Raw genomic sequence first — 14068 nt, 5'->3', positions numbered from 1 at the left:
TCAAAGCCCTTGTCGGGACGGGTTGCAAGCCCTTATCTCACGGCATGGCCTCTCCCGAAATCGAAGCGCTGACGCAAGCCTTGTCCCGCCTGCCCGGTCTGGGGCCGCGTTCGGCGCGGCGGGCGGTGCTGCACCTCATCAAGAAGCGCGAAGCCGCCATGGCCCCGCTGCTGCGCGCGCTGGAGGCAGTGAACGACCGGCTGGTCACCTGCCATGTCTGCGGCAATGTCGACACGGTCGATCCCTGCGGCATTTGCGCCGATCCGCGCCGCGACCCGCGTGCGCTGTGCGTCGTGGAGGATGTCGCCGACCTGTGGGCGCTCGACAAGTCCCGCCTTTTTCCCGGCCGCTTCCATGTGCTGGGCGGTCGCCTGTCCGCCCTGGAAGGGGTGCGGCCGGAGGATCTGACCATCGATGCGCTGGTCGGGCGGCTGGAACAGGGCGGTATCGATGAAGTGGTGCTGGCGATGAACGCCACGCTGGAGGGGCAGACGACCGCCCATTATCTGGCCGAGCGGCTCGAACATTTCCCGATCCGCCTGACCCAGTTGGCCCATGGCGTGCCGGTGGGTGGCGAACTGGACTATCTGGACGAAGGAACGCTGGCGCAGGCGCTGCGGGCGCGAAGGCCGGTGGGGTAGGGGAGCGAAACCTTTTGCCCGCGCCGTGGATCGCTTGAAATCCTGCGTCTTTCCGCTATTTTATGAAGATGGCCATTCTTCCCATCCTAGAGGCGCCGGACCCGCGCCTGCGCACCATTTCGACCCCCGTGGAGTCGATCGACGACGATCTGCAACGTCTGATCGACGACATGTTCGACACCATGTACGACGCGCCGGGCATCGGCCTGGCCGCGATCCAGGTCGGCGTGCCCAAGCGGGTGCTGGTAATGGATTTGCAGGAACCGGAATCCGACGCGGAGGACGCTCCCCCGGTCAAGAAGCCGATGGTGTTCATCAACCCCGAAATCCTCAAGGAATCGGAGGATTTATCCGTCTATAACGAGGGCTGCCTGTCCGTTCCCGACCAATATGCGGAGGTGGAGCGCCCCGCGACGATCCGCGCCAGCTGGATGGACCGTGACGGCCGCATTCATGAGGAACAGCTCGACGGGCTGCTTGCCACCTGCCTCCAGCATGAAATGGACCATCTGGAGGGTGTCCTCTTCATCGACCATCTGTCGCGCATGAAGCGGGACATGCTGATGAAGAAGCTGACCAAGGCCCGCCGCGCCGCCTGATTTATGTCCGTCATCCCGGCGACAGCCGGGATCTCGCTGCCTTTGCGCGGCGCTGCAAGAACAAGGGAGATGCCAGCCTTCGCTGGCATGACGGGTCTTTGGGTCAGCTCACCCCGTCGGTGTCGAGCGCATAGCCCGCCGACCGCACGGTGCGGATGATGTCCTGAAACTGGCCATCGCCGTTGATCGCCTTGCGCAGGCGGCGGATATGCACGTCCACGGTGCGCAGTTCGATATCGCTGTCCTGCCCCCACACGCTGTCGAGCAGACGCTCGCGCGAGAATACCCAGCCGGGATGCTCCAGAAAATGGCGCAGCAGGCGGAATTCGGTTGGGCCAAGCGGGATCACCTGGCCGCCGCGCCGTACCTTGTGCCCCACCGTGTCCATCTCGACATCGGCAAAGGTCAGCGTCTCGCCGGCCAGCGCCGGGCGTACCCGCCGCAGCACCGCGCCGACCCGCGCCACCAGCTCGCGTGGCGAAAACGGCTTGGTCACATAATCGTCCGCGCCGGTTTCCAGCCCGCGCACCCGATCCTCTTCCTCACCGCGCGCGGTCAGCATGATGATCGGCACATTGGCGGTGCCGTTGGCGCGGCGCAGGCGGCGGCACACCTCGATGCCCGACAGGCTTTCCACCATCCAGTCGAGCAGCACGATGTCGGGCACATTTTCCTGCGCCATCAGCAGGGCTTCCTCGCCATCGACCGTATGGGCGACGTCGAAATCCTCACGCTTGAAATGCCAGATCAGCAATTCGGCCAGCGCTGCGTCATCCTCGACCAGCAGCATTTTTGCACGGGCCATGATTCTTATTCCTCCGCCGCCGCGCCACCGCGATCGCGGTCGGGCAGGGTCTGGCCCGTGGCCGCATAATAGACCATTTCCGCGACATTGGTCGCATGGTCGCCGATCCGCTCGATATTCTTGGCGATGAACAGCAGATGCGCGCATTCGCTGATCGTCTTGGGATTTTCGACCATATAGGTGACCAGCGTGCGGAACACACTGTTGTAGAAATCGTCGACCACCGTGTCGCGCTCGACCACGGCGACCGCCAGATCGGGATCGCGCGCGGCAAAGGCGTTGAGCGCGTCATGCACCATCTCGCTCGCCACCTGTCCCATGGACGGCAACAGCGACACCGGCTCCAGCGTGCGCTGGTTGACCATGATCAGCGGCACCCGCTTGGCGATATTCTTGGCATAATCGCCAATCCGCTCGACCACGCCGACAATCTTGAGCGCGGCGATCACGTCGCGCAGGTCGTTGGCCATCGGCGCGCGGAGCGCAATCACCTGGATGACCAGCTTTTCGACTTCCGCCTCGATCGCGTCGATACGCTTGTCCTCGGCCACCACCTGCGCCGCCAGCGCCAGATCCTGCCGTTGCAGCGCGATCATCGCGCTTTCGATGGCGGCTTCGGCCCGCCCACCCATTTCCGCGATCAGGCCGCGCAGCCTGTCGATTTCATCGTCGAACGCCTTGATCGTATGTTCAGCCATATTCGTTTCTCCCGCGATCAGCCGTAGCGACCGGTGATATAATCCTTGGTCCGCTCCTGCGTCGGGTTCGTAAAGATGTCGCTCGTCACGCCATATTCTACCAGATCGCCGAGGTGGAAGAAGGCGGTGCATTGCGACACGCGCGCAGCCTGCTGCATGTTGTGGGTCACGATGACGATCGCATAGCGGCCGCGCAATTCGTGGATCAGTTCCTCGATCTTCGCCGTCGCGATCGGGTCCAGCGCGGAACAGGGTTCGTCCATCAGGATGACCTCCGGCTCCACCGCAATAGCGCGGCCAATGCACAGCCGCTGCTGCTGTCCGCCGGACAGGGCAGTGCCGCTGTCGTGCAGCCGGTCCTTCACTTCTTCCCAAAGGCCCGCGCGGCGCAGAGACTTTTCGACGATCACGTCCAGGTCCGCCTTGGCATGGGCCAGGCCATGGATGCGCGGCCCATAGGCGATATTTTCGTAGATCGACTTGGGGAAGGGGTTGGGCTTCTGGAACACCATGCCGACCCGCGCGCGCAGTTGCACCACGTCCATCGACGGGGAATAAATATCGTCCCCATCCAGCGTGATCGTGCCTTCCACCCGCGCGCTGGCGACCGTGTCGTTCATGCGGTTCAACGTCCGCAGGAAGGTCGACTTGCCGCACCCCGACGGGCCGATGAAGGCGGTGACATGGTCCATGTCGACGTCGATCGACACGCCCTTGATCGCCTGCTTCGCGCCGTAAAATACCTTGACGTCGCGGGCCGACATTTTGGGGTTGGCAATGGCCAGGGGATTTGTTGCTTCGGTCATGGGCGCGTTTACCACCGTGTTTCAAACTTGTTGCGCAGATAGATGGCCAGGCCATTCATCGCGAGGAGGAAGGCCAGCAGCACGATGATCGCGGCCGACGTCTTTTCGACAAAGCCCCTGGAGACTTCATCGGACCACAGGAAGATCTGCACCGGCAACACCGTCGCCGGATCGTTGATCCCGCCCGGCGGCGTCGCGATGAAGGCGCGCATGCCGATCATCAGCAGCGGCGCGGTTTCGCCCAGCGCGCGCGCCATGCCGATGATCGTGCCGGTCAGGATGCCGGGCAGCGCCAGCGGCAGGACATGGTGGAACACGACCTGCACCGGCGAGGCGCCGATGCCGAGCGCCGCGTCGCGGATGCTGGGCGGGACGGACTTGATCGCGTTGCGCCCGGCGATGACGATGACCGGCATCGTCATCAGCGCCAGCGTCATGCCCCCGATCAGCGGCGCCGATCGTGGCAGGTGCATGAAGTTGAGGAAGATGGACAGGCCAAGCAGGCCGAAGATGATCGAGGGGACCGCCGCCAGATTGTTGATCGACACTTCGATAATGTCGGTCCACCACGTCTTGGGCGCATATTCCTCCAGATAGAGGGCGGTGGCCACGCCAACCGGGAAGCTGAGCGCCAGCGTCACCAGCATCGTCAGCAACGAACCCTTGAACGCCCCCCAGATGCCGACCTGCGTCGGATCGGTGCCGTCGCTGGACGTCAGGAAGCCCCAGTTGAAGCCGGTCGTCAGCAGCCCCGCCTTGCGCAGTCGCTCCACTGCCGCTTCGGCTTCCGGCGCGCCTTCATGCTTGGCGGCAAGGTCTATGGTGGTCGAGGCTGGAACGCGGATCGTCACCGTCCGTCCCAATATCGCCGGATCGGCCTTGATCGCATCGCGGATGCTGATCCAGGCGGTCGGCGACAGCAGGGCGTCGGCGTCCGGGCCGAGCGCTGCCTTGGCGACCTGCCCGGTCACCATCGGCAGATTGGCATTGGCCAAGGCTGCGTCGGTGATGTTGGCCGGATCAAGCAGCAGCGGGGATGCAGGGAAGTTGACCTGAAGCGCGATTTCCGTGCGGGTAAAACCGCGCAGCCCGTTGCCGATCATCGTGAACAGCAGGAAGGCGAGGAAGGCGGCAGAGAGCGCCACGGCGAACAGGCCGGCGAATTTGAACCGCCGCTCGGCCGCATAGCGCCGCGCAATCCGCTTGCGCATCGCGTCCGACTTCCAGTCGGTGGGGTTGCGAGTGGTCATTCTGTCTCTCCCCGTTCGGGCTGAGCCTGTCGAAGCCTTCCTCTGAGCGCAGCGAAGTGACCTCCCTCCGGTCGGTCGAACCCTTCGACTTCGCTCAGGGCGAACGGATGTTGGGTGTTCCGGCTCATTCGTAAGCCTCGCGATATTTCTTCACGACCCGCAGGGCCACGATGTTGAGCAGCAGGGTGACGATGAACAGCACCAGGCCGAGCGCGAAGGCGGCCAGCGTCTTGGCGCTGTCAAATTCCTGGTCGCCGGTCAGCAACTGGACGATCTGGGTCGTCACCGTGGTCACGCTGGCAAAGGGGTTGAGGGTCAGGTTCGCGGCCAGACCGGCGGCCATGACCACGATCATCGTTTCGCCGATCGCGCGGCTGACCGCCAGCAATACGCCGCCGACCACGCCGGGCAGGGCGGCCGGGATCAACACCTTGCGGATCGTTTCGCTGGTGGTCGCGCCCATCGCCAGGCTGCCGTCGCGCATCGACTGCGGCACGGCGGCGATGCTGTCGTCGGCCATGGAGGAGACGAAGGGAATGATCATCACGCCCATCACCAGACCAGCCGCCAGCGCGCTTTCCGAGGAAGCGCCATGGATGCCGATCATCACCGCAAAGTCGCGCAGCGCAGGCGCAATGGTGAGCGCCGCGAAATAGCCATAGACAACCGTTGGAACGCCCGCGAGCATCTCCAGCGTCGGTTTCATCCATTTGCGCACGACGGGCTGGGCATATTGGGTCAGGTAAATAGCGCTCATCAGGCCCAGCGGAATGGCGACGACCATGGCGATGATCGCGCCGATGAAAATGGTGCCCCAGAACAGCGGCACCGCGCCGAACGCATCCTTGTTGCCATAGCCCATCGCCGCCGATTGCGGCGACCATTTGGTGCCGAACAGGAAGTCCAGCGGATTGACCATGGAGAAGAAGCGGAAACTTTCCCACAGCAGGGACGCGACGATCCCCACCGTCGTCACGATCGCGATCAGCGATGCGATCAGCAGCGTCGCCATCACCAGCCGTTCGACCCGCGTGCGCGCCCGGAAATCGGGGCGAACGCGCGTGAAGGCATAGGCGCCGCCGGCAAAGGCCAGCACGATCGCCAGCACAGCGCCCGCCAGGCCATATTTGCTGATGGCGGCGCGATAGGGTTCGACCAGTCCCTGCGACAGCGGATTGAACGCGCCCGCCTGCGCGCCCGTCGCGATCGCCCGTGCCTCACCCAATATGGCGGAGCGCGAGAAATCGTCGGCGGGCAGGCTTTGCGCCGCCGGATCGGCCAGCACCGCCTGCGTCACCAGACCGGGGGCGATATTGGACCAGACCGCCAGAAACAGGACCGCCGGGACGATCGCCCACAAGGCGACATACCAGCCATGATAGCCCGGCAGCGAATGGACGGCATCGCGCCGCCCGGTCGCCCGTGCCACGGTCTGCAAACGCATGGCGCGGGCGCGGGCGCTGACCCAGGCGATAGCGCCCAGGCCAGCGAGCAGCAGGAAAAGTGCGGGACCGGTCATTATGGCCCTTACTTCAGCTTGGAGCCGTCAAGCACGGTCAGCGCCTTGATCGTTTCGGCGCTGGCCTTGCGGACATCTTCGGGGGCCGCGACCATGCCGCGCTTGGTGAGGGCGCCATCGGGCGCCCAGTTGGCGGCGAAGGTGTTGAGATAGTTTTGCAGCCCCGGAATGGCCGCAATATGCGCCTTCTTCACGTAGATATAGAGCGGACGCGCACCTGGATACTGGCCGGTCGAGACCGTTTCATAGGTCGCCTGGATGCCGTTGATCGGCACATCCTTGAGCGTGTCCTTATTCTCTTCCAGGAAACTGTAGCCGAATATGCCGACCGCATTGGGGTTCGCGCCCAGTTTCTGGACGATCAGATTGTCATTCTCGCCCGAATCGACATATTTGCCGTCCTCACGGACGCGGGTGCAGGTCGCCTTATAATCGTCCTCGTTCTTCTCTTTCAGTTCCTTCATCGCCGGGTCGGACTGGCAACCTTTTTCCAGGATCAGTTCCGCCAGCGAATCGCGCGTGCCGCTGGTGGACGGAGGACCGAAGACCGAAATCGCGATGGCGGGCAGGCTGGGATCGACATCCTTCCAGGTCTGCGCCTTGTTCGGGCCCTTGCCATAGGGATTGGCCGCCAGCGCCTCATAGACGATTTTTGGCGTCAGCTTGTAGCCGGGGCCATTTTTGGCTTCGGCAAAGGCCAGGCCGTCGACGCCGACCTGCACTTCGATGATGTTCTTGACCCCATTGGTCGCACACATGTCGAATTCGGATTTCTTCATCCGGCGCGATGCATCGGCAATGTCGGGATGCTGGGCGCCGACGCCGGCGCAGAACAGCTTCATGCCGCCGCCAGTGCCGGTCGATTCGATGATCGGCGACTTCATGCCGGGATTGCCCTGAACGAACAGTTCGGCAACCGCCGTCGCGAAGGGATAGACAGTCGACGATCCGACCGCGCGAATCTGGTCGCGGGTCTGGCCCGCGCCGCCGCTGCCGCTCTGGTCGCCGCAGGCGGACAGGGAAATGACGCTCAATGCCGTTGCGGCGAACAGGGTGAATTTATGCACGGAAACCTCCATTATGAAAGGCCGCGATTCGCTGTTCGCTGCCCCTTTTGACCGGCGCTATAGGGCCGCTCCATCGCGGCATTGTGACATTCAGGTTGCAGTTTGATGACATCGCAAAAGGCGATGATGACAGGATCGCTATTTTGGGCAAACCTGCCCGGCTTCCGCCTCGTTCATCAGCGGCAGCAGCACGGTCACGGTCGTTCCCTTGCCCAAAACGCTCGCTACGTCCAGCCGTCCGCGATGCCGTTCGACAATATGTTTGACGATCGCCAGCCCCAGCCCGGTGCCGCCCATCGCCCGGCTGCGCCCTGAATCGACGCGGTAGAAGCGCTCGGTCAGGCGCGGCAGATGGTCCGGGCCTATGCCTTCCCCTTCGTCGGCTACGGACAGGCGGCACATGCGGCTGCCGCCTTCGCTCAGCGTCACCCGGATCGGCGTGCCGGGGCGGCCATATTTGACCGAATTGCCGATCAGATTGTGCAGCAGCTGCGACAGCTGCGCCCGATCGCCCTGCACCGCCTGCCGGCCCGGCGCGACATCCATCTCCACCTCGCGGCCACGCTCGCCATGGCTGGATCGGAACACGTTGACCGCTTCGGCGACCAGTTCGCCCAGATCGACCGCGTCCGCGGGCGCGCGATATTTCTCCGCCTCGATCCGCGACAGCGAGATCAGGTCATCGACCAGTCGCTGCATCCGCCGCGCTTCGCCATCCATGATTTTCAGGAAGCGCTGCCGGGTTTCGTCATCCTTGCCCAGTTCGGGATCGGCCAGCGTTTCGATAAAGCCCAATATCCCGGCCAGCGGCGTGCGCAGTTCATGGCTGGCATTGGCGACGAAATCGACCCGCATCCGTTCGGCGGCATGGGTGCCGCTATGGTCGACCAGATGCACCAGGCGGCGCATGTCCGCCACCGCGCCCACCGGCGCGACCCGCATCTGCCAGCGCTGCTCGCGCGTGCCCAGCCCGACCAGTTCGATCATGAACGGTTCGGCCAGCGGGGCAAGGCTCGCCAGTCGTTCGGCCGCGGCGGGATGGCGGATGGCGATGCGCGCATCCTCTCCCTCGATATGCGCGCCCAGCAGGCGTTGCGCCGCCCGGTTGACCCGTGCGATCCGCCCGCGCTCCACCAGCATCAGCGGATCGGAAATCCCCTCCAGCAGGCTCGCGAAATCGGGATGGTCGATCAGGTCCGGCTCGTCCAGCGTCACTTTCGGTACGTCGCGCCGCGGCGTACCGGCTTCGGCGGTAATGGCCAGGACGATCACGCCCGCCAGCACCGGCAGCATGACGGCAAAGGGGGATGCGCCCATCATCAGGGCAGCGCCCGTGCTCAGCAGCAGGACGGCGAAGGAGGCGATGATCTGGGAAGGACTGAGTCGATTCATGGTTACCGCACTGGATTTGTCGCGCATTTGCTGCGATGTCTGGCCCAATAGCGTGTAATCATGACGCTTTGGCAAGCCCGATAGCGGACCAGGATCAGATGAGCGAGCCGATGACCGGACAGGATGATGACCAGCAGCGCGATATGGCTGCACAGGCCGACACGCCCGATCTGGCCGTGCCTTCGCGTCGCCAGTTGTTGATGGGTGGCGCAGCGGCGGCGTCCGCGATCGTGTCGATCCGCCCGGCGCTGGCCAATACTGCCGCCTCGGTCCTCAACTGCACGATACCCGTGCCGGATGCCGGCCGGGCGGGCAATCTGATCGCCCCCAATGGCCAACTCGTCCCCGCCGGGACGCCCGGCGCCTTTCCCGGCGCGGGCCGCCCCTTCACCGGCGAACAGGTCAAGCAAGCCTTGCGGGGACGCCCGCTGCCCGGCACCAGCTATCAGCAGAATCAGGCCTATCTCAACTATATCCGCCGCCTTCAGTCCGGCACCAGCGGCTTCACCTGCTACGCCTCGCTTCAGATGCCGCGTTAGGCACTTGGCTACCCCTCTGCGTTAGGGCAGGGCGGATGTATGTGAGGCCAACATCTCCTTCATCGTCACCCTGAACTTGTTTCAGGGTCCATTTCACCAGATCAAGCAGTTGTTTGGGACGAGAAATGGATGCTGAAACAAGTTCAGCATGACGGGCATGTGGTGGCACCATATGCAATAGCGCCGGAGCAGGGCGCTGCTTATGGGGTAGCAGAGAGTGACAGCGACGAAACTCTATCGGCGGGACGGTGCGGACGCGGTGACTGCCTGCGCGCTCGACGACATCGTCCTGCTCTATCATCCCCGGTCGGGTCAGACCCATATGGTGATCAGCCCGGTCCCCGAAATTCTCGATCAACTGGTTGATGGCGGCCCGGCCAGCGTGGCGCAGATCCACGACCGGCTGGCCCGCAGCTTCGACCTTGGCCCGGCAGACGAAGCGATGGACGAAATCGCCGCCCATCTCGACGCGCTGGTGGCGCTCGGCCTGGTACGCCCGGCATGAGGCACCATCTGACGCTGCGCATTGGCCCGGCGACCTTCCGCATCGGCTCCGCCTGGCCCGCGCCAGTTGCGCAACTGGCCAGCCTCTACGCCGCCTATCCGCAACCTTCCGACGCCGTCGCCGATTTCACCGTCCGGCTCCAGCCGACCAGCCTTGTGCGCCGCTTCATCCGTCCGTCCATTTTCATCACCGGCGACCATGGCCTGGCCGATGCCGCGCCGATGAGCCTGTCCCATGGCCTGCTCGCGGCGGAGATGGGGATGAACCTGCAAATGGCGCTGGGCTGGCGGCGGCATCTGCTGCTTCATGCCTCCAGCGTCGAAAAAGATGGTCGCGTGCTGGTGATGACCGGCGAGTCCGGCTCCGGTAAATCGACCCTCGCGGCCCTGCTTGGCGAACGTGGCTGGCGCTTCATGGGCGATGAATTTGCCTTGCTGGACCTTGATAGCGGCGCGATCCTGCCCTTTCCCCGCCTCGTCAGCCTCAAGAATCGCGCGATCGACGTGGTGGCGGGCCAAGTCGGGGAGGGGCGCATGGGACCGCTGCTCGCCGCCACGGCCAAGGGCGACATTCGCCATATGGTCCCGCGCCATGATGCGGTCGCGCGCATGGGGCAGGGGGCGATGCCCGCACTGCTGCTTTTCCCCCGCTTCGGCCACGCCGCCGACATGCGCGCCGTTGGCCAGGCGGAAATTTTCATGCGCCTGACGCAAGCCTCGACCAATTATGTCGCGTTGGGCGAACCGGCTTTCACGGCGCTGACCCGGTTCGTGCGCGATGTTCCCGCCCGCGCGATCGACTTCCCCACGGGTGAGGACGCCATCGCCATGGTCGAACGGCTGTGGGAGGAGATGGCATGAGCGCCGCGCTGCTGGTGCGCGCGCTGCGTGATCCTGCGTCCGTCGCCGGGCTGGACGCATCCGGCTGGAACGGCCTGATCGCCGCCGCGCGTGCCGAACGGCTGATCGGGACGCTGGCGTTTCGGCTTGACGGGGTGACGGTGCCCCCAGCGCTCACGCCGATCCTGTCCGATGCGCGGCTGGATGCCGCTCGCGAAGCGCGGCAGGCGCTATGGGAGGCTGACCGCGCGGCGCAGGCGCTTGGGGATCTGGGCGTGCGTGTCGTCCTGCTCAAGGGCACGGCCTATGCCGCCGCCGGGTTGAAGGCCGGGCAGGGCCGCTTCATCGGCGATCTCGACATCCTCGTGCCGGTCGAGGCGATGGCGGCGGTCGAACAGGCGCTGATCGCGGCGGGCTGGGAATGGGTGAAGGATGATCCCTATGACGATGCCTATTATCGCCAATGGATGCACGAGCTCCCGCCGATGATCCACGCGACGCGCGACCGGATGATCGACGTGCATCACACGATATTGCCGCTGACCGCGCGCCAGACCCCCGATGCCGCCGCGATGATCGCCGACGCCGTGCCTGTGGATGATGGCCTTTTCGTCCTGTCCCCCGAAGATCGGGTCGTCCATGCCGTCGCCCATATGCTGGCCGATGGCGATTTGCAGGGCGGGCTGCGCAACCTGTGGGACATCCATCATCTGCTGGCCGACACTGACCCGGACATATTGGCGAGCCGCGCCGCGCGCCATGGCCTGACGCCCCATGTCCGCCAAGCGCAGCGGCTGGCCGCCGCGTTCTACGGCCCCGGCGCGCGCCTGACACTGTGGGATCGCCTGATCCGCGCCCGGCTGCTGGCCCGCGACGGCTGGGGCCGCGAGACCCGCAAGGCGCTGGTGTTCGCCTTCTTCCTGCGCTCCCACTGGATAAGAATGCCGCCCTTGATGCTGGCCCGGCACCTGTGGACCAAATGGCGCAAGGGGCATCGGCCGCAATAGGAAGCCTATTCCTTCTTCAATATATCCAGCGCCAGCACCGTCATAGCTTCGCTCGCTGTTGCGATTACCGCGTCGGCTTGCGGCGCCCAGAAAGGGCTGTGGAGCGAGGGAAGGGGAGCCTGGCCCGCCTGTGCCGCCGCCATCTTGTCCGCAGGCACGCCGCCGACCCAGAAGATGAAGCTGTGGATGCTCTTGTCCGCGCGATAGAAGCGGCCGAAATCCTCGCCGCCCATCACCGCCTGGGTCTTGACCACCCGGCCTTCGGGGAAATGCCCTTTCAGAACGCCTGCCATCTGTTCGGCAAATTCGGGCGGGTTGTAGGTGGAGGGGGTGAATTCGTCCTTCACCGTCACCACCGGCATCCGGTCGTCCGGCACCCCGGCCGCGATCGCTTCGCCGCGCGAAATGCGCTTGATCCCGTCGATCAGCCTGGCCCGCGTCTCGTCCGAATAGCTGCGGATCGTCAGCAGCAATTTCGCTTCGTCAGGGATGATATTATGCTTGGCCCCGCCCTGGAAACTGCCCACCGTCACGACCGCCGGGTCGGATGGCTCCTGCTCCCGGCTCACCAGCGTCTGGAGCGTCCCCACGATCCGCGATCCCAGCACGATCGGGTCTTTGGTCGTTTGCGGATAGGCGCCATGGCCGCCCACACCCCGCACCAATATGTCCACGCTGTCGACATTGGCCAGCGCATAGCCGGGCGTATAGCCGATCTTGCCCGCCTCCAGATTGGCCGCGTCGTGAAAGGCGATGGCGTGGGTCGGCTTGGGGAAGCGGGTATAAAGCCCGTCCTCCAGCATCAGCCGCGCGCCGCGCCCGACTTCCTCGGCAGGCTGGAGGATCATCACCAGCGTGCCTTTCCACTCATCCTTGGCCGCCGCCAGCAGCTTGGCCGTTTCGATAAAGGCGGTCATATGCGTGTCATGGCCGCAGGCATGCATGACGCCCGTTTCAACGCCTTCGGGCGTCTTGGTACGCACTTTCGACGCGAAGGGCAGCCCGGTCTGTTCGACGACCGGCAATGCGTCCATATCCGCCCGGATCAGCAGCACCGGGCCGGACCCGTTCTTCATCACCGCAACCACGCCCGTGCCGCCGACCTTGTCGGTCACGTCGAACTTCAACGCTTTCAGCCGCTTTGCGAGCTTCGCGGCGGTATTGACTTCCTGTTCCGACAATTCGGGATTGGCATGGAGGTCGCGATAGAGCGCCATCAGCCCTTCCATATCCTTCGCTATGGTCGCGCCGATCGCGCTTTGCGGCGTTTCCGCCGGGGCTGTCGGCGGCGTTGCCGGATCGGTCTGGGCGATCGCGATGGAGGTGAAGCTGGCGACGGCCAATATGGCTGCGAGCGCATGGCGCATGATGAAAGTCTCCCTTGGCTGCCCGCAGCATAAGGCGATTTCAGGCCGGTGAAAGGGGGGCTGCGTGCCAAATGCCGAAAAAGCGGCGGCCCTTGTAAACCCGTGCCGTCGATACTATTTCACAAGTGAAAGGAACGATCCGCCGCATTGCGTGGCGCGATGATCGTCCATCCTCCTGCGACATGCTTGATCCGCGCGCGTCCGACGAAGCGCATCCTGCTGCCCTGCTATCCCGATCCCTCGCGCAAAGGAGCCTGCTCCATGGCCCAGACATCCGCCTTCTGCCTTGCCCAGCAGTCGATCCATCACGCCCGTTCCCTGTCCGAAACCCTGCCCAACGCCCGTGGCGTTGCGCTGGCCGCTGCCAATGCCTGGGGCCGGGAAGCCAAGCTGGCTGCGAGCGCCGAACGTCGCCGCGCGACGCGCACGATCACGACGGAGGATGAGGCGATCGCCGCCGAATTTCGCGCTGAAGATGACGCCGAAGCCGCGTTGAACGCGGCGCGCTGACCTCCCTCTCACATAGCGGAAAGATCCAGATCATGGCCAAGGGTCAGAAGAAATCGAACCGGGAAATCCGCAAGCCCAAGGCGGGAAAACCGCCCAAGGCCAATGCGTCCAACCCGTCTACCAAGCCCGGCCCGGTCGGCATCGTGACGTTGAAAAGCTGAACGATGGCGAACGATACACCCGATCAGTCCGCGCCAGCGCCCGCTTCCAACCGCACATCGCCGGGTCGGCGCTTCACGCCGCACAATGCCGTGCGCCTGTCCCCGGCGGAAGCCGAACGACAGGGCCGCGTCACCCGGATCGCGATCGAGAAACTGGGCGCGCCTGCCGCGATCCTGTTCCTCAACAGCCAGCATGACGGCATGGCCGACCGCCCGCTGCCGCTGGCGACGGCGAGCGAGGAGGGTCTGCAAGCGGTGCTGCGCCGGCTGGAGGCTGGCCCGGCCTGATGTCAGGCCGGGCGGCGCGTCATTGCGCCGTCCATCCGCCGTCAATGCTCATATTCGCGCCCGTGATATTGGCGG

General features: G+C 64.7%; 17 protein-coding genes. 9 read left to right on the top strand and 8 right to left on the bottom strand.

The window, feature by feature from the left end:
* Nucleotides 1-44 precede the first annotated feature (44 nt).
* Nucleotides 45-641, top strand: a complete 597-nt coding sequence (gene recR / locus SX1_RS13130; RefSeq protein ID WP_017181562.1) for a recombination mediator RecR — start codon at nt 45-47, stop codon at nt 639-641.
* A 68-nt stretch (nt 642-709) separates the two neighbouring features.
* Nucleotides 710-1240 (top strand): peptide deformylase, encoded by a 531-nt coding sequence (gene def, locus SX1_RS13125; protein ID WP_026002120.1) that lies wholly within the window; start codon nt 710-712, stop codon nt 1238-1240.
* 103 nt (nt 1241-1343) lie between these two features.
* Here def and phoB read toward each other — a convergent pair whose 3' ends face one another.
* The 7 genes from phoB to SX1_RS13090 form a co-directional block, all read right to left on the bottom strand.
* The gene (phoB, locus tag SX1_RS13120; RefSeq protein ID WP_026149749.1) at nt 1344-2045 is read right to left on the bottom strand and encodes a phosphate regulon transcriptional regulator PhoB; all 702 of its coding nucleotides are present in this window, start codon (nt 2043-2045) and stop codon (nt 1344-1346) included.
* A gap of 5 nt (nt 2046-2050) precedes the next feature.
* Entirely contained in the window at nt 2051-2743 is a 693-nt protein-coding gene (gene phoU, locus SX1_RS13115) for a phosphate signaling complex protein PhoU (protein WP_019053359.1), read from the bottom strand.
* A 17-nt stretch (nt 2744-2760) separates the two neighbouring features.
* Complete coding sequence (gene pstB, locus SX1_RS13110; RefSeq protein WP_019053358.1) at nt 2761-3549, bottom strand: phosphate ABC transporter ATP-binding protein PstB; 789 nt, start codon at nt 3547-3549, stop codon at nt 2761-2763.
* Nucleotides 3550-3557: 8 nt separating this feature from the next.
* Complete coding sequence (pstA, locus tag SX1_RS13105) at nt 3558-4799, bottom strand: phosphate ABC transporter permease PstA (protein ID WP_019053357.1); 1242 nt, start codon at nt 4797-4799, stop codon at nt 3558-3560.
* Between the two features lie 124 nt (nt 4800-4923).
* Complete coding sequence (pstC, locus tag SX1_RS13100) at nt 4924-6318, bottom strand: phosphate ABC transporter permease subunit PstC (RefSeq protein WP_019053356.1); 1395 nt, start codon at nt 6316-6318, stop codon at nt 4924-4926.
* A gap of 8 nt (nt 6319-6326) precedes the next feature.
* Nucleotides 6327-7397, bottom strand: a complete 1071-nt coding sequence (locus SX1_RS13095; RefSeq protein WP_019053355.1) for a substrate-binding domain-containing protein — start codon at nt 7395-7397, stop codon at nt 6327-6329.
* Nucleotides 7398-7523: 126 nt separating this feature from the next.
* Nucleotides 7524-8777 (bottom strand): sensor histidine kinase, encoded by a 1254-nt coding sequence (locus SX1_RS13090; RefSeq protein WP_052310912.1) that lies wholly within the window; start codon nt 8775-8777, stop codon nt 7524-7526.
* Nucleotides 8778-8875: 98 nt separating this feature from the next.
* Here SX1_RS13090 and SX1_RS13085 point away from each other — a divergent pair, with 98 nt between their 5' ends.
* The 4 genes from SX1_RS13085 (at nt 8876) to SX1_RS13070 (ending at nt 11667) form a co-directional block, all read left to right on the top strand.
* Nucleotides 8876-9316, top strand: a complete 441-nt coding sequence (locus tag SX1_RS13085; RefSeq protein ID WP_019053353.1) for a hypothetical protein — start codon at nt 8876-8878, stop codon at nt 9314-9316.
* Nucleotides 9317-9533: 217 nt separating this feature from the next.
* Entirely contained in the window at nt 9534-9821 is a 288-nt protein-coding gene (locus SX1_RS13080; protein WP_019053352.1) for an HPr-rel-A system PqqD family peptide chaperone, read from the top strand.
* Nucleotides 9818-10681 (top strand): HprK-related kinase A, encoded by an 864-nt coding sequence (locus SX1_RS13075; protein ID WP_019053351.1) that lies wholly within the window; start codon nt 9818-9820, stop codon nt 10679-10681. The genes SX1_RS13080 and SX1_RS13075 overlap by 4 nt, the downstream gene beginning before the upstream one ends.
* Nucleotides 10678-11667 (top strand): nucleotidyltransferase domain-containing protein, encoded by a 990-nt coding sequence (locus SX1_RS13070; RefSeq protein ID WP_019053350.1) that lies wholly within the window; start codon nt 10678-10680, stop codon nt 11665-11667. The genes SX1_RS13075 and SX1_RS13070 overlap by 4 nt, the downstream gene beginning before the upstream one ends.
* Before the next feature lie 5 nt (nt 11668-11672).
* Here SX1_RS13070 and SX1_RS13065 read toward each other — a convergent pair whose 3' ends face one another.
* Nucleotides 11673-13034: an amidohydrolase gene (locus SX1_RS13065; RefSeq protein ID WP_017181549.1), complete on the bottom strand. Its 1362-nt coding sequence runs from the start codon at nt 13032-13034 to the stop codon at nt 11673-11675.
* Nucleotides 13035-13295: 261 nt separating this feature from the next.
* On the opposite strand from SX1_RS13065, the gene SX1_RS13060 reads away from it, so the two are divergent.
* Genes SX1_RS13060 through SX1_RS13050 form a run of 3 tightly spaced genes read left to right on the top strand, consistent with a single transcriptional unit; the run spans nt 13296 to nt 13993 of the window.
* Nucleotides 13296-13544, top strand: a complete 249-nt coding sequence (locus SX1_RS13060; protein ID WP_255209758.1) for a hypothetical protein — start codon at nt 13296-13298, stop codon at nt 13542-13544.
* A gap of 32 nt (nt 13545-13576) precedes the next feature.
* Entirely contained in the window at nt 13577-13705 is a 129-nt protein-coding gene (locus SX1_RS24840) for a hypothetical protein (RefSeq protein ID WP_017181547.1), read from the top strand.
* Nucleotides 13706-13708: 3 nt separating this feature from the next.
* On the top strand, nt 13709-13993 hold the full coding sequence (locus SX1_RS13050; RefSeq protein ID WP_019053348.1) for a hypothetical protein: 285 nt from the start codon (nt 13709-13711) through the stop codon (nt 13991-13993).
* The last annotated feature ends 75 nt before the right edge of the window (nt 13994-14068 follow it).

The sequence above is a fragment of the Sphingobium xenophagum NBRC 107872 genome (assembly GCF_000367345.1).
GTDB classification, from domain to species: domain Bacteria; phylum Pseudomonadota; class Alphaproteobacteria; order Sphingomonadales; family Sphingomonadaceae; genus Sphingobium; species Sphingobium xenophagum.
The sequence above is the reverse complement of the archived record's forward strand: the minus strand, read 5'-3'. Positions and strand labels throughout refer to the sequence as shown.